Consider the following 22,687-nt stretch of genomic DNA (forward strand, 5'->3'; position numbering starts at 1 on the left):
AGCCTTCTCGACGAACGTGGTGCAGCCGCGCTCGGGTCCCGCAGGCACCGCACTGCCACCCGCTCGCCGCTCGCCCTGGAGTCGTCATGCCCGAACACCGTCCCGCCCGCGCGCGGGCCCTCGCCCTCGCCACCGCCCTCGCGGTCGGCTTCGGGCTGCTGGTCGCACCGGCGGCCGTGGCGGCGGAAGCCGCACCCTCGGCTGCGCCGGTCTCCGAGACCTCCGGCCAGTGGCACACGGACAAATCGGCCGCTCGCCAGGCCGCGCCGCAGGCCGCCGAGCCGCGCGCGCTGGTCGCCGCGACTCCTCCGGCGAACGACCTCCGCGAGAACGCGACTGTCGTCACGAGCCTGCCGTACTCCGCGTATGGCCTTCCCTATGTAGGGGCGACCCTGTCGGAGGGCGAGGACTCGACCTGCCGGACGACCGACCCCGACTACACCGACTACTTCGAGCACGGAGACGGCTCGATCTGGTTCAAGTACACGTCGACCAAGCGGCAGACACTGACCTTCAGCGGATCCTCGCCGGGGTACACCCAGATCGTCAGCGCATTCCCCGAGGGTCCGACCACGGATGCCACCCGGATCAGTTGCGCAGAACTCGGCTTCCGAGACGTGAACTTCCTCCAAGCAGAGGCCGGGCGAACCTATTACTTCCAGGTCACCTCCGATTACCTCTCATCCGACGTCCCAGCCGGAACTGCGCAGTTCTCTCTCTCCGCGAGTGCAGCGATCCCCAATACGACGTACTCGTCGGCGTCCGCCATCTCGACGCTGCCCACCACGATCGCGGGCTCGACCACGAAGATCGACAGCAACTGGTACGAGCCGTACGCGGGCTGCGACTGGAATCCCTTCATGGGTTCGGTCTGGTACAAGTACCGCGCAACATCCACCGGGACCGTGCGCGCCGACGTCGGTGACAGCTTCGCGCCGATGAACATCGCCAGCTACGACTCGGACGGCGTCACACCGGGCAGCATGCTCGACTGCGGAGAGCAGTCTGCTGAGCCACAGGGCTACGACTACTCCTTCGACCGCGCCAACGTCGAGTTCGCTGTCACGGCGGGTAAGACGTACTTCCTCCAGGTCGGCAACTTCAGCTTCGACGAGGGCGACTTCGTCCTGAAGGTCTCCAACGTCGGCACCCTCACCCCCGCGACGCCCACCATCAGCGGCTCGGCGACCGCCGGAGACACGCTGACCGCGGTTCCCGGCACCTGGGGCCCCTCGCCGGTGGCGCTGAGCTACCAGTGGCTGAGCAACGGCGACCCGATCAGCGACGCGACCGGTCCTCAGTACGTCGTCTCGCAGTGGGATCTCGGCAACGCGATCACCGTGCAGGTCACCGGCACCAAGGCCGGCTACGCGACGGCCTCGCGCACCAGCGCCGCTGTCACCGTCACCGCGGGCTCGCTCACGAACTCGGTGCCGACCGTGACCGGGTCCGCCGCGATCGGCGGGACGCTCACGGCCAACCCGGGCAACTGGGGTCCCGCGCCCGTCGAGCTGGCGTACCAGTGGAAGCGCAACGGGACCGCGATCGCCGGCGCCACGGGCAGCAGCTACGTCGTCGCCTCCGCCGACTCGGGCACCGCGCTCACCGTCAGCGTCACCGGCACGAAGTACGGGTACACGACCGCGACCCGCACCAGCTCGGCCACCCAGGTCGGGCTGCCGCTGCAGACGCTCATGCCGACGCCGACGATCACCGGCAGCACGACCGTCGGGTCGACGCTCACCGCGAATCCGGGCACCTGGGACTCCGGCGTGACGCTGAGCTACCAGTGGAAGAAGAACGGCGGCACCTACATCTCCGGCGCGACCGCGAAGACCTACGTCCTCAAGGCCTCCGATGCCGGCGCGACGCTGACCGTGAGCGTCACCGGCACCAAGACCGGCTACTCGCCCGCGACCAAGACCAGCGCGACGACCGCGGCCGTCACCAACGGCGCGGTCATCACGGGAGCCACGCCGACCATCACCGGCACCGCGACCGTCGGGCAGAAGCTCACCGCCGTTCCCGGCACCTGGACGCCCTCGCCCGTCACGCTCGCCTACCAGTGGCAGCGCAACGGCACCGCGATCAGCGGCGCCACCGCGACGACTTACACGCTCGTCGCGGCCGACGCCGGCGCGGCGATCACCGTCGCGGTCACCGGCACGAAGTCCGGCTACACCGCGGTCACGAAGACCAGCGCTGCGGTCACCGCGAAGGCAGCGCTGCAGACGCTCATGCCGACGCCGACGATCACCGGCACGACGAAGGTCGGCTCGACCCTCACCGCGAACCCCGGCACCTGGGACGCGGGCACGACGCTGAGCTACCAGTGGAAGAAGAACAACGGCACCTACATCTCCGGCGCCACCGCGAAGACCTACGTGCTCAAGGCCTCCGACGCCGGCGCCACGATCACCGTCTCCGTCACCTCCACGAAGACCGGCTACTCCCCCGCCACCAAGACCAGCGCCACCACCGCGCTCGTCACCGGCGGCGTCCTGACCGGCGCGACCCCGACGATCACCGGGACGGCGAAGGTCGGCCAGACCCTCACCGCGGTGCCGGGCACCTGGTCGCCGGCGCCCGTCACGCTGAGCTACCAGTGGAAGCGCGGCGGCACCGCGATCTCGGGCGCGACGTCGGCGACCTACAAGACGGTGTCGGCGGACGCGGGCAAGGCGATCACGGTGACGGTCACCGGCACGAAGGCGGGCTACACGACGCTGAGCAAGATCAGCGCGGCCAAGACCGTCGTGAAGTAAGGCGCCGTGAAGTGAGCACCGTCGCGAAGTAATCCCCCGGACACCTGAGGGAGGCGCGGGCGTGCGAGGCTTGATGGTCGCCGCCCGCCCCTCCTCCCTCAGGACACCGTGAACACCCCTCCGCGTACCAGCTCCAGCACCCGCACGACCTCCCCCGCCGCCTTCCCCTGGATCGGCCTGCTCACGCTCGCCGGCGCCGTCTTCGTCTCGGTGACCAGCGAGTTCCTGCCGACCGGCCTCATCCCGGACATGTCACGGGACCTCGGCGTGAGCATCCCGCTGACCGGGCAGCTGGTGACGATCTTCGCGGCGACCGTCGTCATCGCGACGACCCCGCTGACGCTCGTGACGCAGCGGTTCTCGCGGAAGAGCCTGCTCCTCGTCGCGCTGTGCACGATCGCGGTCGCGAACGTGCTGGCCGCGCTCGCGCCGACGTTCGCGCTGCTGGTCGGCGCGCGCATCCTCGGCGGGCTCGCGCACGGGCTGTTCTGGGCGATCGTCGCCGCCTACTCGGCGCACCTCGTCGCTCCGGAGCACCTCGGCCGGGCGACCGCGATCACGGCCGGCGGCGGCTCGGCGGCCTTCGTCCTCGGCGTGCCGGTGGGCACCGCGCTCGGCCACGCGTTCGGCTGGCGTCCGACGTTCGCGATCCTCGGCGCGATCGTGCTGCTGCTGGCGCTGCTCGTCGTGAAGTTCCTGCCCGCGGTCGACCACAGCATCCCGCTGCGCACCGGCGAGATCCGGCTGCCCGCCCGCAAGGACCGCAGCCTGCCGCGCATCATCGGCGTCTGCGTCGTCATCCTGCTGGTGCTGATCGGCCAGAACACGCTCTCGACCTACGTCACGCCGTGGCTCGAGAACGCGTCGTTCTCCCCCGACAGCGTCCCGCTCCTCCTCTTCGCGTTCGGCGGCGCGGGCGCGGTGGGCCTCGTGCTCGCCGGCTTCGCGACCGACCGCTTCCCGCGCTCCGGCTTCGTGGTCGCGGCGATCGCCGTGGTGCTCGCGCTGGTCGCGCTCGGGCTGGCCGCCGGGTCGCAGGCCACGGTCGCGATCGTCGTCGCGGCGATCGTCTGGAACATCGCGTTCGGCGGCATCCCGGCGATGCTGCAGACGCGGATGCTGCGCACCTCCTCGTTCCAGCTGCGCAGCCTCGCCGCGGCGCTGCAGACGACCGCGTTCAACATCGGCATCGGCGGCGGCGCGATCGTCGGCGGGCTGACCATCGACCTGAGCGGACTCGACCTGCTGCCGTGGGTGGCGATCGTGATGATCGCGGTCGGGCTCGTGGTGAGCCTGATCGTGGAGGCGCGCTCGTCGGCGGCGGTGCGGCGCGAGCAGGCCGCGGCGGTCCGCTAGGGCGAGGCGTCTCCTCCCCGCGGACGACGACCTGCCCGACGAGTGCGGGATAGCGTGAAGCGCATGAGTCAGAGCACGATCCCCGTCCCCGGGCAGCCGTACTACGGTGCTCCTCCGCTCGCCGCGATCCGGCGCTTCTTCTCGCAGTACGCGCGCTTCCGCGGCAGGGCGAGCCGCGCGGAGTACTGGTGGATCATCCTCGCGGGGACCCTGCTGAACCTCGCGCTGCAGCTGATCGACGGCTCGGAGCCGGGACTGCAGCTGTCGTTCACGCCGTTCCGCTCCGGCGAGCTGGACTTCGCTACGCCGTGGGTCGCCGTGCTGGCCGGGGCGATCGCGCTCGGCACGCTGGTGCCCTCGCTCGCGCTGGTCTGGCGACGGCTGCACGACGTGAACCGCAGCGGGATGTGGATCTTCGCGCTGTTCATCCCCATCGCGGGCGCGGTGTTCCTGCTGATCCTGTTCGTGCTGCCGCCGCGGCCGGAGGGGATGCGCTTCGACTGAGGCTCGCGGTGTCGCTCGCGCCCTCTACGGTGAGGGCGTGACTGCGCGCGGCAACGACTTCGACGCCCTGCGGCTGGTCGCCGCACTGATGGTCGTCGTCGGGCACGGCGCCGTGCTGCTCGGCGAGCCGGCGCCGCGGCTGCTCGGGCTGCCCGTGCACTCGCTCGGCGTCTCGGTGTTCTTCTGCGTCAGCGGGTTCCTGATCGCGGGGAGCATGGAGCGCGCGCCGAGCGCGGGGCGGTTCCTCTGGCACCGGGTGCTGCGCATCTTCCCGGCGCTGATCGTCGTGGTCGCGCTGAGCATGCTCGTGCTCGGGCCGCTGGTGACGTCGCTGCCGGCCGGGGCGTACTTCTCCTCGCCGCAGACCTGGGCCTATGCGCTCAACGTGCCGCTGCTGGCGCAGTACGAGCTGCCGGGCGTCTTCGACTCGGCGGTGCACGCGCGGCCGGCGGTGAACGGCTCGCTCTGGACGCTCGGGGTGGAGTTCTGCTGCTACCTCGGGGTGCTGGCGCTGCGGTGGGTGCCGGGGCGGGCTCGCGGGGTGCTCGCGGTGGTGGCGCTCGTGGGGCTCGCGGTGGTGACGGGGCTGGGCGGAGCGCTCGGGTCCTCCGCGGAGCTGTGCGCGTTCTTCGCGGCGGCCGCGGCGGTGCGGCTGCTGGTGCCGGCCGCGTGGCTGCGCTGGCCGGCCGGCGTCGTGGCGCTCGCGGTGCTGCTCCTCGCGGCCGGGACTCCGCTGCAGCAGGTGGTGCTCTGGATCGCGCTGCCGGTGCTCGTGATCGTCGTGGGCACCGGATCGCTGCCGGTGCTGCGGCGGGCGGCGCGGTTCGGCGACTTCTCCTACGGGCTGTACCTGTGGAGCTATCCGGTGCAGCAGCTCGTGCTCGAGGTGCTGGGGCGGCTGCCGATGGCGGCGGACCTGGCGCTCGTCGTGGCGGTGACGCTCCTGCTCGCGGTGGCCTCGTGGTGGCTGGTCGAGCGGCCGGCGCTGCGCTGGAAGGACCTGCGCTGGAAGGACCTGCGGCGGAAGGACCTGCGGCGGAAGGACGCGTCGCTACGCTGGGGCACCGTGACCGGAACGGATCCCCGATGAGCGCGCTGCTCGGGCTGCACCACGTCGCGATCATCGTGAGCGACTACGAGCGCGCCAAGCGGTTCTACCTCGACGTGCTCGGCTTCCGCCTCGACTCGGAGGTGCTGCGCGAGGAGCGCGGATCGTGGATGGCGAACCTGAGCCTGAACGGCGAGTACCTGCTCGAGCTGTTCACCTTCCCGTCGTCGCCCGAGCGGGTGTCCGATCCGGAGGCGCTGGGGCTGCGGCACCTCGCCCTCGCCGCGGCGGACCCGGCGGCGGTGCGGTCCGACTTCGTCCGACGCGGGGTCGCGTGCGAGCCCCTGCGCACGGACCCGCACACCGGGCGGGCGATGTTCTTCCTCCGCGACCCGGACGGACTGCCGGTCGAGATCCACGGCGTCTGAGCCGCCTGCCGGAGAACCGGAGAACCGGAGCAGCGACGCTCAGCGCGGCGCGGCGCTGCTCCCCCGCGCGACGAGAGTGGGCGCGATCAGGGGCAGCGGCTCGACCGCCTCGCCGCGCATCAGCGCGAACACCCGGTCGACGGCGAGCTGGCCGACCTCGGCGAAGTCGAGGTGCACCGTCGAGAGGCTGGGCCGGTAGTAGCCCGCCTCGGGGACGTCGTCGAAGCCGACCACGCTGCGGTCCGCGGGAACGCGGATCCCGTGGTCGTCGAACGCCTTGATCACGCCGAGCGCGAAGGGATCGTTGGCGGCGAAGACCGCGGTGACGTCGGGATCGGCGGCGAGCTCGACGCCGGCCCGGTAGCCCTCGGCGACGCTCCAGTCCGTCGTCCGGAGCACGGGGCGCGCCACGCGACGGGCGAGCGCGAGCTCGGTCGACCAGCCGCGCTCCCGGGCCTCGGAGGCCATCCAGCCCTCCGGTCCGCCGACGTGGGCGACGGTCTCGTGCCCGAGCTCGAGCAGGTGCCGGACGGCGAGCTGCGCGCCGTGCACCTCGTCGATCGAGACGCTGGACGCGCCGGGGGCGGAGCCCTGCTCGAACGTGACGATGGGGACGCGGGAGTCGAGCCCCCGGAGCGTCTCGACCGCGCTCCCCAGCGGGACCAGGACGATGATGCCGTCGACCTCGTCGGCGGTCAGCTCGTCGAGGGCGTGGCGGATGCTCGAGCGGCCGACGTCGCCGAGCGTGATCAGCCGCGTGGAGTAGCCGTTCCGCCTCGCCTGCTCCGAGATGCCGTAGAGCGCGACGGACGGGCCGTGCACCGAGAGCGAGTAGCTGACGACGCCGATGTTCATCGTCCGGTTGCTCGCGAGGGCGGCCGCGGCGGTGTTGCGACGGTAGCGCAGCTGCGCGATCGCCTTCTCGGTCCGCTCGCGGATCTCGGGCGACACGTTCGGCGCGCCGTTGATCACCCGCGAGACGGTCTGCTGGGAGACCCCGGCGAGCGCGGCGACGTCGACCATCCGCGGGCCGTGCGCCCGCGAGGAGACCCGGCTCACGCCGTGGCCCGGCCGGCGGGAGGGGGCGGCGATCCGGTCGAGGGCATACCCGATTATGACCTGCGCCGGACCGCCGCCCGGTCTCGCGCCCCGCCCGTCCTAGGGCCGGCGGTAGCGCAGCACCGCGGGGTGGCGCTCGTAGGGCCACTCGGCCTCGGGCACCATGTACTGCGTGGTGGTGTAGCTGCCGTCCATCGTCGACTTCAGGGTCGGCGGGCCGTCGAAGCCGATGACGCCCCAGCCCACCCGGTTCTCGTTCCCTCCGTAGACCGGGTCGCCGTAGAAGCCCTGCCGGGTGTTCAGCACGAGCAGCGGGAAGAACTCGAGGAAGTCCTCGTTGACCGGCTGGTTGCCGGCCGGCGCTCCTCCGCTGCCCTGGCCGTCGGACTCCGCGAAGAGGAAGCGCGCCGGCTTCTCCTCCCGCGAGAGCGCGACGAGCACCGCGTCCTGCTGCTCGTCGTCCAGCTCGACGAACGGCCGCCCGTGCGCCTCGGCGGCCAGGCGGTCGAGCTCGACGACGCCCTCGCGGTAGAAGGTGCGGCGGCTGTCGATCCGCTCCTGCCAGGCCTGCTCCTCGAGCCCCTCCATCCGGAGCCAGCCGATGCCGTCCGCCGCGGGGAAGACGAACCGCGTGCCCGAGAGCATGCGGTCGATGAACCGCACGACCTTCGCCTCTCGCGCGCCCGGATGGTGGTCGGTCGGGATGATCCGGGCCGTCGCGGCCTCGATGGTGTCCCACTCGTGCTGGTCGAAGAACAGCGGCCCGTCGACGTCTCGCGTCGAGACGGGAACGGTCACCCACTCTGCCTGTCCCATGATGATGTCCTCTCTTGCCGGTTCGTGATGATGTGGTGCGCGGTGCCGCGCGCGGGCTCAGTCGTCCGACGACCAGCCGCGGGAGTCGACCGCGATGATGCGGTCGCTGCAGCGCCAGGCGTTCGCCATGATCGTCAGCGCCGGGTTGATGCCGGTCGCCGTCGGGAAGAAGCTCGCGTCGAAGACGTAGAGGTTCGGCACCTCGTGCGAGCGGCACCAGCGGTCGACGACGGAGGTGGCGGGGTCGTTCCCCATCCGCACCGTGCCGAGCTCGTGCGAGGTGTTGCCGGTGATGCGCTCCATGTTCACGGGCACGACCTTCGCGGCACCGGCCGCCTCGAGGATCTCGCCGTTCTTCGCGACCTGCCACTTCTCCTGCGCGAAGTCGTTCGGGTGCGGGGTATGGGTGATCCGGGCGACCGGGAGGCCCCAGGCGTCCTTCACCGTCGGGTCGAGGTCGACCCGGTTGCTCTCGCGCGGGAGGTCGTGCAGGAGGATCCCGATCTTCATCGAGTGGTTGAACAGCTCCCGGTCCGCGTCCTTGGCGGCCTGGCCCCAGCTCGGGCGGCCGGGGAAGCTCCAGTTGACCGGGTGGCCGATCATCGAGGGGAAGATCAGCGAGCCGAGGATGTGGCCGCGGCTGGCGTCGGTCTCGTAGAAGTCGAACGAGCACAGGCTCATGTAGTGGCCGGCCCAGCCGTAGAGCGGGTCGCTCACCTCCCGGTCGAAGAGCCCGACGGAGAACGAGTACTGGTGGAAGGTGGCGTTCCTCCCCACCTGACCGCTGCCGTTCGCGAGCCCGTCGGGGAACAGCGCGGACTTCGACATCAGCAGCAGACGCGGCGTCTCGATCCCGCCGCCGGCGACGATCACGGCCTTCGCCTTCTGCACGAACTCGTTGCCGTCCTCGTCCTGGTAGCGCACGCCGGTCGCCTTGCCGTCCGGGCCGACCAGGATCTCGCTGACGTAGCAGTCGGGACGCAGATCGTAGAGGCCGGTCGCGACGGCGTCCGGGATGAAGTTGATCAGCGTGGACGACTTGCCGGTGCCCGGGTCCGGGTACTGCTGCCAGAACCCGTTCTCGCTGAACGGCTGCCGGCCGCGGTAGGGCTCGGTCACCATGCCCTGCGGCATCGGGAAGGTCGAGTGGCCGAGCCGGTCCATCGCCGTGGCGAAGGTGCGGCCGATCTGGCTGAGCGGCGAGGGCTTGGTGGGGTAGCCCTTCGAGCGCCGGCCCTCCCAGCGGTTCGCGCCGGCGAGGCCGGAGGTGCCGAACTCCCACTCCACCCGGGTGTAGTACGGCTCGAGCTCGTCGTAGCTGATCGGCCAGTCGACCAGGCTCGCGCCCTCGACGTCGCCGTGCAGCGAGCGGAGCTTGAAGTCGGACTCGGTCATGCGCGGGACCATGCCGCCCCAGTGCGTGGTGCCGCCGCCGACGACCTGCGGGGTGGCGGAGAAGTTGGTGACGACCGCCTCCTCGCTCTCGTTCTGGCGGTACGTGCGGGGCTTGAGCTTCGGGTCCTGCCAGATGAAGTTGCGGTTGAGGTACTTCAGCTCGTCTCCGGAGGCGTGCTCGGGCTTCAGCCAGGGGCCGCGCTCGAGGCCGACGACGCGCAGCCCGGCCTCGGTGAGGACCTTCGCGGCGGTCGCGCCGCCCGCTCCGGCGCCGACGATGACGACGTCCACGGGCTCGGGGTTCTTGATGCTGGTCATGCGGGTGTTCCTTTCGTGTCGAGGACCGCGCGGGCCGGGGACCGCGGGATCACTTCTCGAGGCCGTCGCGGCCAACCGCGGCGAGCGGGAGCAGGGCGTCCCAGAGCTCCTGCGGGATCGGGGTCTCGGCGAGGTCGAGGGTCTGCTGGATCCGGTCGGGCTCGGACATCCCGACGATGGTGGAGGCGACGCGCGGGTCGCGGGTGGAGAACTGCAGCGCGGCGGCCGCGAGCGGCACGCCGAAGTCGGCGCAGAGCCGCTCCATCTCGAGCACGCGCGCGAGGGTGCGATCGCCGACGGGCGCGTAGCAGTAGCGCGGGACGGCGCGCGGGCCCTTCACGAGCATGCCGCCGCCGAAGGGCGCGGCGTTGACGAACGCGACGCCGCGCTCGTGCGCGTCCTCGATCAGCGGCACCGCGGTCTGCTCGACGAGGGTGTAGCGGTTGTGGCTGATCACGGCGTCGAAGGCGCCGGTGGCGAGGTACTGCAGCTCGAGATCGATCGGTCCGCCGGCGACGCCGAGGTAGCGGATGACGCCCTCGTCGCGCAGCCGGAGCAGCGCCTCGAGCGGGCCGCCGGGAGCGGTCCCCTCCTCGAAGGTGATCTTCTCGGGGTCGTGCAGGTAGACGAGCGGCAGGACGTCGAGGCCGAGGCGCTCCCGGCTCTCCTCCACGGAGCGGCGCACGCGGTCGCCCGAGAAGTCGCTCGAGCCCGGCAGCGGGTCGACCTTCGTCGCGACGACGACGCCGTCGGGGACTCCGCCGTTCTCGCGGATCGCGGAGCCGATGCGGCGCTCGCTGTCGCCGCCGCCGTACTCGTTCGAGGTGTCGATGAAGGTGAAGGGCCCCTCGAAGACGCGGCGGATCGTCGCGACGGCGACGTCGGTGCTCACCTCGTAGCCGTACTGGGCGGGGAAGCTGCCGAGCGCGCTGGTGCCGACGCAGACGCTCGAGACGGCGAGGTCGGTGCGGCCGAACGCGCGCACGGCGGCTCCGGTGCTGTCGATGGTCATGGTGGTTCCTTCTCTCGAGAGGCCTGGTCAGGCGGGTGGTCGATGGCTGGAGCGGGGCGCCGCGGTGCTGGCGCGCGGCACGAGGTCGGCGCCCACGGCGGGGATGGTGACGTGCTGGACGTCGTCGGCGCCCATCAGGGCGAGGATGCGGTCGACGGCGAGGCGGCCGACCGCCTCGAAGTCGAAGCGGACGGTGCTGAGGCCGGGGCGGAAGTAGCGCGCCTCGGGGATGTCGTCGAAGCCGACGACGCTGACGTCGGCGGGGACCCGGAGGCCCGCGTCGGCGAACGCGGCGAGCAGGCCGAGCGCCATCTGGTCGTTCGCGGCGTAGACCGCCGTGAGGTCGGGGTCGGCCGCCAGCTCGGCGCCGGCGCGGTAGCCGGAGCAGGTGGACCAGTCGCCGGCGAGGGCGGGACGCAGCACCCGGCCGGCCGTGCCGAGCGCCGAGGTCCAGCCGCGGATCCGCGCCTCGGTGGCCAGCCAGCCGGCGGGTCCGGCGAGGTGGTGCACCGTGCGGTGGCCGAGCCCCAGCAGGTGCTCGGTCGCCAGCCGCGCCCCCGCCTCCTCGTCCGTCACGACGGTCGAGCCGGAGGGGACGCCGCCCGGCTCGAAGGCGACCAGCGGCACCGCCGCGTCGAAGCCCTGGACGGCGTGCACCGCCGAGGTCAGCGGCGCGAGGACCACGATCCCGTCGACGAGATCGGCGACGAGGTGATCGAGTGCGGAGCGCATGCTCGAGCGGTCGACCGCTCCGAGCGTGACCAGGTTGGTGGCGTAGCCGGAGCGGCGGGCCTCGTCCGCGATGCCGGTGAGGGCGACGGACGGACCGTACTGCGCCAGGCCGAAGCTGACGATGCCGATGTTCATCGACCGCCGGTTGGCGAGGGCCCGCGCGGCCGGATTCGGGCGGTAGCGCAGCTGGGCGATCGCCCGCTCCACCCGCTCGCGGACATCGGCGGCCACGTTGTCCGAGCCGTTGACGACGCGGGACACCGTCTGCTGCGAGACCCCGGCCAGGCGCGCGACGTCGACCATCCGCGCCCCGCGGGCGCCTCCCGGCCCCGCCGCGCCCCTGGCCACGCGGGTCAGGCCGTCCGGGCGGCGCGGCGGCGGGGGGCGTGCTTCCCGACGAACGCGCCGATCCTGGCGACTCCGCCGGCGCTGGAGAGGAAGACCGCGAGGATGATCACCCCGCCCTTGATCACCAGCTGGGGCTCGGACGAGATCCCGACCAGATTCATGATGTTGATGATCGTCGCGAGGACGAACACCCCGATCACGGCGCTGATCGGATCGCCCTTGCCGCCCATCAGGGAGGCGCCGCCCACGACCACCGCCGCGATGGCGTCCAGCTCGTAGCCGACTCCGATCAGCGAGGAGCCCTGCCGGAGCTGCGCGGCGGCGATGAGCCCGGCGAGCCCGGCCAGGAGTCCCGACAGCGTGTAGGTGATGATCAGGTTGCGGGCGACGGGCAGGCCCGACAGTCTCGCCGCCTCCGGGTTGCCGCCGATCGCGTAGAGCGAGCGGCCGAACGTGGTGAAGCGGGCGACGAGTCCGGCGAGGATCGCGACGACCACGAAGATCAGCACGGGGCTGCGGACCCCGAGCACCTCGGCGCGGGAGAACTCGTCGATGAAGCGCTCGTCCAGGATCTGGATCAGGCTCGTCGACTGGATGATGTAGCTGAAGCCCTTGATCGCGCTCATCGTCGCGAGGGTCGCGATGAACGGCGGGATGCGCAGCCAGACGATCAGCAGGCCGTTGATCAGACCCGCTCCGGCGCAGCACAGCAGGGTGACCGCGGCCGAGGCCTCGGCCGACAGCCCGGACTGCAGGGTCAGCGCGACGACGACGGTCGAGAGAGCCAGCGTGGAGCCGACGGACAGGTCGATGCCGCCCGTGAGGACCACGAAGAACTGCCCGACCGCGAGGACGGCGACGATCGAGGCCGCCGCGATCACGTTCTCGGCGTTGCGCAGGGTGAGGAAGTCGGCGGAGACGTAGTAGCCCGCGATGATGATCGCGATCAGCACGAGCACGAGGTAGCTCTTGGGCAGGACGCGGCGGGCGAGGGCGCCCGCCGCGGACGTCGGCCGCTGCGTCACCGCCGCGAAGGAGGAGGTGTCCGGTCGCCGCGAGGCGGGCGGCCGGTCGAGGGTGTTCTTCGGCATGGTGTTCTCGTCCTTGAGGTCGTGGGGGCCGGCGGCGCCGGCGGGAGGGAGAGTCGCGGATCGCCCGTCAGGCGAGGCGCTCGAGGAGCGTGGTGCCGCTCGGATCGATGTCGTCGTGGTCGAACTCCGCGACGACGCGGCCGCCGGCCATGACGAGGACGCGGTCGCACATCATCGCCTCGGAGATCTCCGAGCTCGCGAGGATCACGGTGCCGCCGGAGTCGGCGAAAGCGCGCAGGAGCTCGTACATGTCCTCCTTGGCGCCCACGTCGACACCGCGGGTCGGCTCGTCGCAGACCAGCAGCGTGGAGGATCGGACCAGCCAGCGGGCGAGGATGCCCTTCTGCTGCGTGCCGCCGCTCAGGGTCCTCATCGGCTGGTCGACGCCGGAGACCTTCATCCCGAGCCGCTCGATCATCTCGAGCGCGACCCGGCGCTCGCGCCGGATGTCGAGCACCGAGAAGCGGCTGAACATCGGCATGCTCGCGAGGGTGATGTTCGCGGCGACGCCGAGCTCGGGCACGAAGCCCTGGGCCTTCCGGTCCTGCGGCAGCAGGCCGATCCCGCGGCGGATCGCGTCCCGCGGCGAGGAGAAGGCCACCTTCTCGCCGGCCACGCGCATCCGACCCGAGGTCGAGCGCCGGGCGCCGGCGAGCAGCCCCGCCAGCTCGGACTGCCCACTGCCGATCAGACCGGCGATCCCGAGGACCTCGCCGCGGCGCAGCTCGAACGAGACGTCCTCGACGCGGCCCTCCTCGCTCAGCCCGGAGACGGAGAGGAGGACCTCCTCGCCACCGCCGGAGCCCAGCCGCGGACTGCGCTCGCCGCGCAGCGCGGCGTCGGCGATCGAGCCCTCGAGGCTCTTGCCGATCATCGCGGTGACGACGTCGGCCGGCGTGCTGCCCGCCGTGGTCATGCTCGCCGCGGCGACCCCGTCGCGCAGGACGGTGACGGAGTCGCAGAGCGAGTAGACCTCGTCCATCCGGTGCGAGATGAAGATCAGCGCGACGCCCTCCTCCGCCAGCCGGCGCAGCACGGTGAAGAGCTTGAGCACGTCCGGGCGCGGCAGGGTCGAGGTCGGCTCGTCGAGCAGCAGGACCCGCGCGTTCTTGCGCAGGGCCTTGGCGAGCTCCACCGCCTGCTGCTCGGCGACCGAGAAGCGGGAGACCGGCAGCCGGACGTCCAGGTCGAAGCCGACCCGGGCGAGGGCGGTGCGCGCCTCGGCGTTCATCCGCGCCCAGTCGACGCGACCGGCCTTCAGCGGCAGCTGGCCGAGGAAGATGTTCTCGGCCACGGTCAGCGACGGCACGAGGCTGAGCTCCTGGTAGATGGTGTGGATGCCGGCGGCCTGCGCCTCGGCCGGGTCGCGGAAGCGCTGCACGACCCCGCCGAGGGTGATCGTGCCCGCGTCCGGGGCCTCCGCACCGGAGAGCATCTTCACGAGGGTCGACTTGCCCGCGCCGTTCTGGCCGGCCAGGGCGTGGATGCTGCCGCGGCGGACCGCGAAGCTGACGCCCTTCAGCGCCTGGACGCCGGGGTAGGACTTGGTGACGCCCTCCAGGACCAGCTCGACCGGTCGCTCGTCGACGGCGGCGGCGGTGCTCACTCGTCGTCCTTGGCGCGGACGTAGGTGTCCTCGGGGATGAGGTAGTCCGCGGCGTTCTCCGGCGTGACGACCGTCGTGTCGATGTAGAGCGTCTTGTCGGGGCAGGCCTCGGTGTCGCCGTTGTAGGCGGCCACCGCCATCCGGACGGCCTCGGCGCCCTGGTCCCACGGCTGGTTCGACGCGGTCGCGATCAGCGGCCCGGTGGGGTCGTCGACCATCTGCTGGACCGACACCATCCCGCCGTCGTAGCTCGCGAGCAGGACGTCCGGACCCCAGAGCCCGGCCTGCTGCAGCCCCTGGACGACGCCGCCGTTCATCACGTCGCTCATGCTGTAGACGACGTTGAGGTCGGGGTTGGCCGTCGCCGCGTCGCGGATCGGGTCGAGTGCCTTGTCGGGCTTCCACTCGCCGTACTTCGTGTCGAGGTAGGTCACCTCCGTGTCGGGGTGCTCCGCCATGACGGCGTCGAAGCCCTCCTTGAAGCCGTTGAAGCGGAGGTCGCTGAGCACGTCGCCGGGGAAGCCGCCGATGCCGAGGATCTTGACCGCGCCGCCGTCGAAGCGCGCGAGCGCCTGGTTCGCGGCCTCGGTGCCGGCGAGCGAGCCGGTGTACTCCTGGTCCTCCGCGACGTAGCAGAACATGTCGGGCACGAGGGACGCGTCGAGGCTCGAGTTGACGGTGACCAGCGGGATGCCGGCGTCCGCCAGCGAGGCGACGGACGGCCCGACGCCGATCGGGTCGTTCGGGTTCATGACGACGACGTCGACGTTCTTGGTCTCGAGGGTCTGGACGTCGGAGTTCTGCCGGACGGTGTCGCCGTTCGCGTCGAGGAGCTGGATGGTCGCGCCGAGCTTCTCGGCCTCGGCCTGGCCGCCCTCGACGAGGGTCTTCCACCAGTCGCTGCCGCTGATGCCGCGCTGGCTCCAGCCGATGACGAGGCCCTGGCCGGTCGCCTTGTCCGCCGACGACTCGTCGGTGCCGGCCCGGCAGCCGCTGAGGGCGAAGGCCGCCGTGACGAGGAGGGTGGTGCCGACGAGCAGGCGGCGCCGGATGCGGGTGTTCTCGGACATGATCATGCGTTCCACTTCTTCGTGAGGGTGATCGGGGTCGTGCGGGGGGGGGGTCGTGCAGGGGGGGGTCGTGGGAGGAGGGAGGGGCGTGCGGGGGAGGAGGGGGCCGGGCCGCGGGGAGGGCGGCCCGGCCCGGCAGGGGCAGGGGCAGAGGGCCTGCGGCCGGCGCCTAGAGCGCCGAGTCCTGCAGCTGGAGCGTCTCCTCGTCGGCCTGCAGCTCGCTCGCCGCGGGAGTGTCGATCGCGGTGAAGACACCGCGCTCGATCAGCAGATCGATGTTGCGCTGACGCGTGGCGCGCTCGCGGGCGAGCCAGCCGGCCTCCGGCGGCGCCTCGAGGTACTGGTTCTTCGGGTAGATCGGCTTCGCGTAGATCGCCGCGTACTGCTCGGTGCGCAGATCCTTGAAGCCGTTGAAGACGCCGTTGGACTGGCGGGCGCGGCGCAGGGCGTCGATGTCGATGACCGTGCTGACGAAGCTGTCGCCGGGGGTGAGCCCCTCCTGCTTCACGATGACCGTGCCCTTGTGGTCGACGATCATCGACTGGCCGCCGAAGAGGTCGTTGAGCACGCCGTCCGGGCCGAGCTCGGGGCCGAGGTTCGGGGCGACCACGATCGCGTTGTTGAACATCGCGTGAGCGCGGTTCTGGACCTCCCACATCCCGTTCATCGTCTGCGGCTCGATCAGGGTGGCGCGGATGATGACCTCGGCGCCGTTCATCGCCAGACCGCGGGCGATCTCGGGGTAGGCCCCCTCGTGGCAGATGACGTAGCCGATGTTGCCGATGTCCGGCGTCTTCGCGACGGGGTAGATCGCCTCGAGCGCGTCGCCGCCGCCCTTCTTCTCCACCCACTCGTCCCAGAGGTCGTGCGGGTTGGTGGTGCCGAGGGTGCCGCCCTCGAAGCCGTCGCTGGTCGCCTTCGCGCGACGGTAGACGACCTCGCCGGCCGGGTCGATCATGAACGCGACATTGAAGTAGCGGCCGGGGAAGTCGTCGTCGGCGACGAGGTAGAGCTCGCCGGCGATGTAGGTGCCGAGCTCACGGGCGGCCTTCGCCAGCTCGTCGGTCTCGGGGCCCGGGATGGTCCGGGCGAACTTCTTCTCGGCCTCGCGGTCGCCCGCCTTGAAGGCCATGTGCATGCCCTGGATCGCCATCTCGGGGATCACGACGAGCTTCACGGGGTAGCCCTCGGTCGAGGCGATGCCGACGGCAGTGCGCATGAATCCGATGATCCGCTTGGTGTTGCGGACCGCGTCCTCCGGCTCGACGATCGGGATCTGCAGGGGCGAGAGGGCAACGACGGTGTACGGCTCAGTCACGTCAACTCCTTTGTTGTGGGGTGGGATGAAGCGATGTTAGCGCACTATCAGCGCTGCGCAATAGGCCAGCTGTAGTTCGCTTGCGTGATTGTTAGCGCACTACCACGCTCATCGCGGTACCGGCGGCGTGCGGCTGCGGGGCGCAGGTCACCTCGGGCATGTCGAACCGCGCACGCACTTCGTCGAGCTGGGGACGCTCATGCTGATCGAGTCGCCCGCGGAGCGGGCGTATCGAGATCCGCCGGCGTCGGGACGTGAGTCTGCAGGTCCGCCCTGCGGGTGACGGTGGGTCTCGATACGCCCCTGCGGGGCTACTCGACCAGCATGAAGTGCAGCCCTCTGGGGCTACTCGACCAGCAGGGAGGGCCGCCCTGCGGGGGCTACGCGCACCAGTCGCGGGAGACGCCGTTGACGCTGCGGGAGGTGTCGCCGGTGCCGAGGTCGACGAGGACGGTGGAGGTGGCGCTGAAGCCGGGGACGTCGGGGTAGTCGTCGGGGACGCCCTCGGCGGAGACGGCCTCGACGGCGGCGAACTGGCCGTTGGGCGAGAGGCAGACGCCGCGGATCCGGCCGGTCGGCGAGGTGCGGAAGACCTCGGTCGTGCCGCTCGCGTCGACGCGCACCAGCGAGTACTGGGCGGTGCCGGTCTCGGGCGAGTAGTCGGCCTCGAGCTCGAGGTAGCTCGACGAGTCCAGGAGCAGCAGCTGCACGGGCGACGTGGTCGGGCCGACGTCGGCGGGCGGCAGCGCGAGGGTCTCGACGGAGCCGTCGGCGAGGTCGATCACGGAGCCGGAGTCGGGGTCGGCGACGACCAGCCGGTTCGCGCCGGGGACGAAGCCGCGCAGCTCGGCGTGCTGGCCGAGGGGGCTGATCGTGCCGGGGGTCAGCAGGTCGACGAGCAGCACGGTGTCGTCGAGCGAGTGGGTGACGACGGAGGTGGTGCCGGGCACGAACATCCAGTCGGTCGCGCGCAGCGGGCCGCCGTCGATGCCGGTGATCGGCACGGCCTCCGCCTTCTGGTCGGTGAGGTCGTAGGCGTAGAGCGCGCGGTCGAGCGGGCCGGTGGGCGCGGAGCCGGTGAAGGTCCAGCCGAGCACGCCCTTCTCGGGCGAGGCGTGCAGCTCGCGGACGACGCCGGGGCCGGGCAGCGGGATGACGCCCTCCGAGCCGGTGTCGAGGGTCAGCGTGCGGATGAGGGTGGTGTCGTCGGGCTCGAGGGTCACGACGACGAGCACCGGGCCGACGACGGCGTAGTCCTGGATCCGGTCCGCCGTGTAGAGGACGCGGGTGTCGCCGCCGGAGAGCGGGCGCACCCGGATCGCGTCGGGCTGGGCGGGATCGTCGGCGGTGCGGTCGAGAGTGTAGAGGTCGGGGTCCTTGGTGGTGAACGCGGCGGAGAGGTCGGACTCGGCGCCGGTCGCGGTGCCCTGCGCGCCGTCGATGGCGATCTCGTACTCGGTGGCGTAGCGGAGGGTGTCGTCGAAGGTCACGGTGAGCACGCCGCCCTCGAGCTCGGCGGTGTGCGGGGTCTCCGGAGTGACGCGCACCCGGTCGAGGGCGTCGGGCTCGATCGCCTGGTCGAGGTGCACGCGGGCGCGGCCGCCGTCGCGCTCGACGACGCCCGAGGTGCTGACCTCGAGCGAGGCGACGCGCGGGCCCTTGGCGATCGTGGCGGCGGTGAGGCCGCCGACGGCGAGGACGAGGACGGCGGTGACGCTCCAGAAGACGCGGGAGAACGCGCGCTCAGTAGACATACGGCATCGCCGGCTCGTCGATCGGCGTCACGACGTCGGGCTCGAGGACGACCGCCTCGGCACTGGTGACGCTCGGGTTCGCGCCGAAGCCGCCGGTCACCTCCAGCCACTCGCCCTCGGTCCAGGTGTCGGCCCAGCCCGGCTGGTGGATCGGCACGCCGACCGGCTGCGCGTCGACGGCGCAGCAGGTGACGATGAAGCGGGCGACGTAGAAGACGTTCTCGGGGTCGCTCGCGTCGGGGGTGACGAAGCCGCTGACCGTCGCGGTGCGGCCGGCCAGGAACTGCTCGCTCGCTCCCTGGCGCAGGAGCGTCGCCCAGTCGCGGACGGTGAAGGACGCGGTGTCGCCGGTGGGCGCCTGCGCGGTGACGGAGGCGTCGACGGCGCTGGTGTTGACCTCGCGCTGGGTCGCGGTCGAGGCGGTCAGCGCGGCGGGCGGCACGACGAGCAGCGCGACGGCGGCGCAGGCGATCACCGCGAGGCTCCCGAGCGCGGCGAGGCCGGCCCGCCAGCGCCGGCGCGGGGCGTGCTCGTGCAGGTGGTCCTCCGCGTGCCCGTCGTCCTCCTCCGCCCCCGGCACGATCGCGAACGCGCAGATCAGCAGCACCACCGCGACGGCGGCGAGGATCACCGAGAACTCGAAGTAGCGCGGGTGGATGTAGAGGCCGAGGCGGCCGGTCGCCGCGAGCCAGAGCGTCGAGACGACGCCGATCAGGCTGAGGACGACGCCCTTCCAGCGGGCGAGCAGGCGCTCAGAGCGCATGGTTCACCGCCAGGCCGAGGACGGCGGCGCAGAGGCCGACCAGCGCGGTGATCCGCACGAGCGTGCGCGCGGAGAAGGTGGTGCGCAGCAGCGCGAGCATCTTGATGTCGATCATCGGGCCGAAGACGAGGAAGGCGATGATGCCGCCGGGCAGGAAGGTCGAGCCGAAGGAGAGGACGAAGAACGCGTCGACGTTGGAGCAGATGGAGATCACGAAGGCGAGGACCATCAGCGCGAGCACCGACCAGAGCGGGTCGCCGCCGAGGGTGGTCAGCACGTCGCGCGAGACGCCGACCTGGATGAGGCCGGCGATCGCGGCGCCGACGAACAGCGCCGGCAGCATCGCGCCGGTCTCCTCCGCGAAGAGCAGCACGCTGCGGCGGGCCTTGGCGCGGACGGTGCGGGAGGGCCGCTCGCCCGCCTCGCAGGCCGCGCGGAACCGCGGGGTCAGCAGCGTCATCGGGTCGGTGTGCCGGCTGAAGATCCAGCCGACCAGGTTCGCGATCACGAAGCCGCCGACGATGCGCCAGACCAGGATCCCGTCGGCCCAGCCGAAGGCCTGATAGGTCGTGACGATGGTGATCGGATTGACGATCGGCGCCGCGAGCAGGAACGTCATCGACTCGGAGACGGACAGCCCCTTCACGATCAGGCCGCGCGCGAGCGGCACGTTGCCGCACTCGCAGACCGGCAGCAGCACGCCGAGCAGCGAGATCACCAGGCGGCGCGGCAGGGCGCGCTTCGGCAGGATCCTCAGCAGCACCGCCTCCGGCACCCAGAGCTGCACGGCGATCGAGAGCACGATGCCGAGGAAGACGAACGGCAGCGACTCGATGACGACGCTGATCGCCAGGGTGAGGAAGTCGCGGACGGCGTCGGAGAGCACGTCGCCGGCGGCGTCTGGCGAGAGGACGCGGAGGAGCGCGGCGGCCGCGACCAGGGCGAGGCCGAGGCCGATGCGGCGGGCGAGGACAGCGCGGCGGGCGAGGACGGAGCGGTCGCTTCCGGGCGGAGTCGTTCCGCGCTCGGAGGTGGCGGTCGCCCTGTCGATCGTCATCCGGACCATCGTAGGCGGGCGGCACTCACCGCGCGCCGGGCACCGGACGCCCCGGCAGCCAGCACCGCACGGCGTCGCGGTAGCGCCGGAACTCGGCGCCGAACCGCGCCTCGAGGTCCGCCTCCTCGAGCGGGCGCACCGCGAGATTCCAGACCAGCGCGCCCAGCAGCGCGTAGACGACGACCAGCCAGGAGGAGAGCAGCAGCCCGACCGCGACGCCCTGGCCGATCCCCGCGACCGCCATCGGGTTGCGCACCCAGCGGTAGGGGCCGGCGATCACGAGGCGGTTCGTCATCGCGACAGGCAGCGGGGTGCCGTCGCCGAGCAGCGACATCGTCGCCCCCGACCACAGCCCGAGCGCGCTCGCGAGCACGAGCAGCGCGAGCCCGACCGCGCGCAGCGGCTCCGGGAACGCGACGGCGAGCCCCCAGCGCGACTCCAGCGCCGCGACGACCAGCGGGATCACGACGAGCGCGCCGCACCAGAACACCACGATCTGCCCGAGCGTCGCCGCGAGGTGCGCGAGCGGCGTCCGGCCGCGGGCGGCGAGCCGGAAGGCGAACGGCCCGGAGGCGAGCCAGCGCGTCGGGATGCGCCCGAGCGTCAGCAGGCAGAGCGCCGCGACCGAGCCGCCGGACGCGGCGAGCATCAGGAGGACGCCCCAGCCGGCGTCGCCGGTGACCGTCGCGACGACGGCGAGCGCGACGGTGACGAGCAGGGTCCAGACGGTCGCGGTCCACGCCGCCCAGCGGAGTCCGAGCGCCGCGAGGGCGGAGGCGCCGACGAAGAGCGGCAGATCGAGCACGGCGACCGGCACCGGATCGAGCGGCCCGAGCGTCGCCAGCCGCACCGCGGGCACGAGCGCGACCGCCAGCCACCAGGCCGCCCCGCCGAGCGCCTGCACGGTGAAGTAGACGCGCCCCCACCGCACGGCGGCCCCTCGATGCATGGCAGCAGAGTACGGCAGCGCGGCGGCGGGGCACGCGGGTGCAGGATGAGCGCATGACCCTCCTCCGCGTCCGGATGCACCCGCGCGCCGTCGACGAGCCGCACCGGGTGTCGTCGCCGCTCGAGCTGCTCGTGGACCTGACCTTCGTCGTCGCGATCGCGCAGATCGCCGCGCAGCTCGCGCACGCGACGGAGGAGGGGCACCTCGGCGAGACGGTCCTCCCCTTCGCGATGGTGTTCTTCGCGATCTGGTGGGCCTGGATGAACTTCACCTGGTTCGCCTCCGGCTACGACACCGACGACGTGCCCTACCGGCTGCTCACGCTCGCGCAGATGGGCGGGGTGCTCGTGCTCGCGGCCGGCGTGCCGACGGCGTTCGAGGACGGCGACTTCACGGCGATCACCGTCGGCTACGCGATCATGCGGTTCGCGCTGGTCAGCCAGTGGCTGCGGGTCGCGGTGTCGTCGCCGGAGCAGCGGGTCTCGGCGCTGCGCAGCGCGGGCGGGTTCTCGCTCGTGCAGGTCGGCTGGCTGCTGCGGCTCCTGCTGCCGGACGAGCTGCTCCTGCCCGAGAGAGGGGGAGTGGTGAGCTTCGTCGTGCTGGCGGCGCTCGAGCTGGCGGTGCCGCTGTGGGCGCTGCGGGCGGGCGAGTCGAGCTGGCATCCGCACCACATCGCCGAGCGCTACGGGCTGTTCACGATCATCCTGCTCGGCGAGGGCGTGCTCGCGGCCGTGACCGGAGTGCAGCAGGCGGTGACGGAGTCGGGCGTGAGCCTCTCGCTCGTGATCGTCGCGGCCTGCGCGCTGGTGATCGTCTTCGCGCTGTGGTGGCTGTCCTTCCTGCACCCCTCGGGTGAGCTGCTCGAGCGGCGGCGCGACCTCTCCTTCCGCTGGGGGTACGCGCACTTCGTGATCTTCGCGGCGCTCGGCGGCCTGGGCGCCGGCCTCGAGTCGGCGGTCGCGGCGACGGCCGGGCACCTGGAGGCGAGCGACACCGTGATCGGCGCCGCGGTCGCCGTGCCGGTCGCCGCCTTCCTGGTGATGCTGTGGGCCGTGCACCTGCCCCTCGCCGAGGGCCGCCCGCTCCGCGCCGCCCTCGTCCTGCCCGCCGCCCTCGCGGTGCTGGCGACCCCCCTCCTGGCCGCGCCCCTCGGCGTCGCCGCGGTTCTGACGGCGATCGCCCTCCTCTGCGCCGCCCTGGTGGCCACCGCCCTGACGCCCGCACGGGTCTGACCCCCGCCGCGAGATGCCACTTGTGCACGCGACACGCCGTGAAAGGCGTGCACAAGTGGCATCTCG

General features: G+C 72.0%; 19 protein-coding genes. 6 read left to right on the forward strand and 13 right to left on the reverse strand.

Going from position 1 to position 22,687, the window contains the following annotated elements:
• Positions 1-86 precede the first annotated feature (86 nt).
• From MT351_RS02415 to MT351_RS02435, 5 genes are all read left to right on the forward strand, one after another.
• The gene (locus MT351_RS02415) at positions 87-2,765 is read left to right on the forward strand and encodes a hypothetical protein (RefSeq protein ID WP_243581121.1); all 2,679 of its coding nucleotides are present in this window, start codon (positions 87-89) and stop codon (positions 2,763-2,765) included.
• 108 nt (positions 2,766-2,873) lie between these two features.
• Positions 2,874-4,121 carry an MFS transporter gene (locus tag MT351_RS02420; RefSeq protein WP_159423707.1) on the forward strand — a complete coding sequence of 416 codons (1,248 nt, stop codon included), beginning with the start codon at positions 2,874-2,876 and terminating at the stop codon, positions 4,119-4,121.
• 63 nt (positions 4,122-4,184) lie between these two features.
• A complete protein-coding gene (locus MT351_RS02425) occupies positions 4,185-4,625 on the forward strand; it encodes a DUF805 domain-containing protein (protein WP_243581122.1) in 441 nt (146 codons plus the stop codon).
• Between the two features lie 37 nt (positions 4,626-4,662).
• Entirely contained in the window at positions 4,663-5,715 is a 1,053-nt protein-coding gene (locus MT351_RS02430; RefSeq protein WP_243581123.1) for an acyltransferase, read from the forward strand.
• Positions 5,712-6,101, forward strand: coding sequence for a VOC family protein (locus MT351_RS02435; protein WP_123734629.1), 390 nt, complete (start codon positions 5,712-5,714; stop codon positions 6,099-6,101). Before MT351_RS02430 ends, MT351_RS02435 begins: the two co-directional genes overlap by 4 nt.
• 39 nt (positions 6,102-6,140) lie before the next feature.
• Here MT351_RS02435 and MT351_RS02440 read toward each other — a convergent pair whose 3' ends face one another.
• The 13 genes from MT351_RS02440 to MT351_RS02500 form a co-directional block, all read right to left on the reverse strand.
• On the reverse strand, positions 6,141-7,160 hold the full coding sequence (locus MT351_RS02440) for a LacI family DNA-binding transcriptional regulator (RefSeq protein WP_308197366.1): 1,020 nt from the start codon (positions 7,158-7,160) through the stop codon (positions 6,141-6,143).
• Positions 7,161-7,259: 99 nt separating this feature from the next.
• Positions 7,260-7,976 (reverse strand): gluconate 2-dehydrogenase subunit 3 family protein, encoded by a 717-nt coding sequence (locus MT351_RS02445; protein ID WP_132435240.1) that lies wholly within the window; start codon positions 7,974-7,976, stop codon positions 7,260-7,262.
• A gap of 57 nt (positions 7,977-8,033) precedes the next feature.
• Entirely contained in the window at positions 8,034-9,689 is a 1,656-nt protein-coding gene (locus MT351_RS02450; RefSeq protein ID WP_243581124.1) for a GMC family oxidoreductase, read from the reverse strand.
• 49 nt (positions 9,690-9,738) lie between these two features.
• Positions 9,739-10,701 carry an aldo/keto reductase gene (locus MT351_RS02455; protein ID WP_123734626.1) on the reverse strand — a complete coding sequence of 321 codons (963 nt, stop codon included), beginning with the start codon at positions 10,699-10,701 and terminating at the stop codon, positions 9,739-9,741.
• A gap of 27 nt (positions 10,702-10,728) precedes the next feature.
• Positions 10,729-11,736, reverse strand: a complete 1,008-nt coding sequence (locus MT351_RS02460; RefSeq protein WP_123734625.1) for a LacI family DNA-binding transcriptional regulator — start codon at positions 11,734-11,736, stop codon at positions 10,729-10,731.
• Positions 11,737-11,786: 50 nt separating this feature from the next.
• A complete protein-coding gene (locus MT351_RS02465; RefSeq protein WP_132435242.1) occupies positions 11,787-12,872 on the reverse strand; it encodes an ABC transporter permease in 1,086 nt (361 codons plus the stop codon).
• 67 nt (positions 12,873-12,939) lie between these two features.
• Positions 12,940-14,478 carry a sugar ABC transporter ATP-binding protein gene (locus tag MT351_RS02470; RefSeq protein WP_123734623.1) on the reverse strand — a complete coding sequence of 513 codons (1,539 nt, stop codon included), beginning with the start codon at positions 14,476-14,478 and terminating at the stop codon, positions 12,940-12,942.
• Positions 14,475-15,554, reverse strand: a complete 1,080-nt coding sequence (locus tag MT351_RS02475; RefSeq protein WP_243581125.1) for a substrate-binding domain-containing protein — start codon at positions 15,552-15,554, stop codon at positions 14,475-14,477. The genes MT351_RS02470 and MT351_RS02475 overlap by 4 nt, the downstream gene beginning before the upstream one ends.
• 163 nt (positions 15,555-15,717) lie before the next feature.
• Complete coding sequence (locus MT351_RS02480; RefSeq protein ID WP_123734622.1) at positions 15,718-16,866, reverse strand: nitrilase-related carbon-nitrogen hydrolase; 1,149 nt, start codon at positions 16,864-16,866, stop codon at positions 15,718-15,720.
• A gap of 380 nt (positions 16,867-17,246) precedes the next feature.
• A complete protein-coding gene (locus tag MT351_RS02485) occupies positions 17,247-18,620 on the reverse strand; it encodes a hypothetical protein (RefSeq protein WP_243581126.1) in 1,374 nt (457 codons plus the stop codon).
• Positions 18,610-19,383 carry a TIGR03943 family protein gene (locus MT351_RS02490; protein WP_243581127.1) on the reverse strand — a complete coding sequence of 258 codons (774 nt, stop codon included), beginning with the start codon at positions 19,381-19,383 and terminating at the stop codon, positions 18,610-18,612. The genes MT351_RS02485 and MT351_RS02490 overlap by 11 nt, the downstream gene beginning before the upstream one ends.
• Positions 19,373-20,440: a permease gene (locus tag MT351_RS02495; protein WP_243581128.1), complete on the reverse strand. Its 1,068-nt coding sequence runs from the start codon at positions 20,438-20,440 to the stop codon at positions 19,373-19,375. The genes MT351_RS02490 and MT351_RS02495 overlap by 11 nt, the downstream gene beginning before the upstream one ends.
• A 25-nt stretch (positions 20,441-20,465) precedes the next feature.
• The gene (locus MT351_RS02500; protein ID WP_243581129.1) at positions 20,466-21,389 is read right to left on the reverse strand and encodes an isoprenylcysteine carboxylmethyltransferase family protein; all 924 of its coding nucleotides are present in this window, start codon (positions 21,387-21,389) and stop codon (positions 20,466-20,468) included.
• A 53-nt stretch (positions 21,390-21,442) separates the two neighbouring features.
• On the opposite strand from MT351_RS02500, the gene MT351_RS02505 reads away from it, so the two are divergent.
• Positions 21,443-22,621 carry a low temperature requirement protein A gene (locus tag MT351_RS02505; protein ID WP_243581130.1) on the forward strand — a complete coding sequence of 393 codons (1,179 nt, stop codon included), beginning with the start codon at positions 21,443-21,445 and terminating at the stop codon, positions 22,619-22,621.
• Positions 22,622-22,687: the final 66 nt, after the last annotated feature.

The organism is Rathayibacter sp. VKM Ac-2926 (genome assembly GCF_022815565.1).
In the GTDB taxonomy this organism is placed as follows: domain Bacteria; phylum Actinomycetota; class Actinomycetes; order Actinomycetales; family Microbacteriaceae; genus Rathayibacter; species Rathayibacter festucae.

Bases quoted from the DNA above. Each gene is read 5' to 3' on its own strand.
- MT351_RS02415 (WP_243581121.1), top strand. From the start codon at position 87: ATGCCCGAACACCGTCCCGCCCGCGCGCGGGCCCTCGCCCTCGCCACC.
- MT351_RS02425 (WP_243581122.1), top strand. From the start codon at position 4,185: ATGAGTCAGAGCACGATCCCCGTCCCCGGGCAGCCGTACTACGGTGCT.
- MT351_RS02435 (WP_123734629.1), top strand. From the start codon at position 5,712: ATGAGCGCGCTGCTCGGGCTGCACCACGTCGCGATCATCGTGAGCGAC.
- MT351_RS02445 (WP_132435240.1), bottom strand. From the start codon at position 7,976: ATGGGACAGGCAGAGTGGGTGACCGTTCCCGTCTCGACGCGAGACGTC.
- MT351_RS02450 (WP_243581124.1), bottom strand. From the start codon at position 9,689: ATGACCAGCATCAAGAACCCCGAGCCCGTGGACGTCGTCATCGTCGGC.
- MT351_RS02455 (WP_123734626.1), bottom strand. From the start codon at position 10,701: ATGACCATCGACAGCACCGGAGCCGCCGTGCGCGCGTTCGGCCGCACC.
- MT351_RS02460 (WP_123734625.1), bottom strand. From the start codon at position 11,736: ATGGTCGACGTCGCGCGCCTGGCCGGGGTCTCGCAGCAGACGGTGTCC.
- MT351_RS02465 (WP_132435242.1), bottom strand. From the start codon at position 12,872: ATGCCGAAGAACACCCTCGACCGGCCGCCCGCCTCGCGGCGACCGGAC.
- MT351_RS02475 (WP_243581125.1), bottom strand. From the start codon at position 15,554: ATGATCATGTCCGAGAACACCCGCATCCGGCGCCGCCTGCTCGTCGGC.
- MT351_RS02485 (WP_243581126.1), bottom strand. From the start codon at position 18,620: ATGTCTACTGAGCGCGCGTTCTCCCGCGTCTTCTGGAGCGTCACCGCC.
- MT351_RS02490 (WP_243581127.1), bottom strand. From the start codon at position 19,383: ATGCGCTCTGAGCGCCTGCTCGCCCGCTGGAAGGGCGTCGTCCTCAGC.
- MT351_RS02495 (WP_243581128.1), bottom strand. From the start codon at position 20,440: ATGACGATCGACAGGGCGACCGCCACCTCCGAGCGCGGAACGACTCCG.
- MT351_RS02500 (WP_243581129.1), bottom strand. From the start codon at position 21,389: ATGCATCGAGGGGCCGCCGTGCGGTGGGGGCGCGTCTACTTCACCGTG.
- MT351_RS02505 (WP_243581130.1), top strand. From the start codon at position 21,443: ATGACCCTCCTCCGCGTCCGGATGCACCCGCGCGCCGTCGACGAGCCG.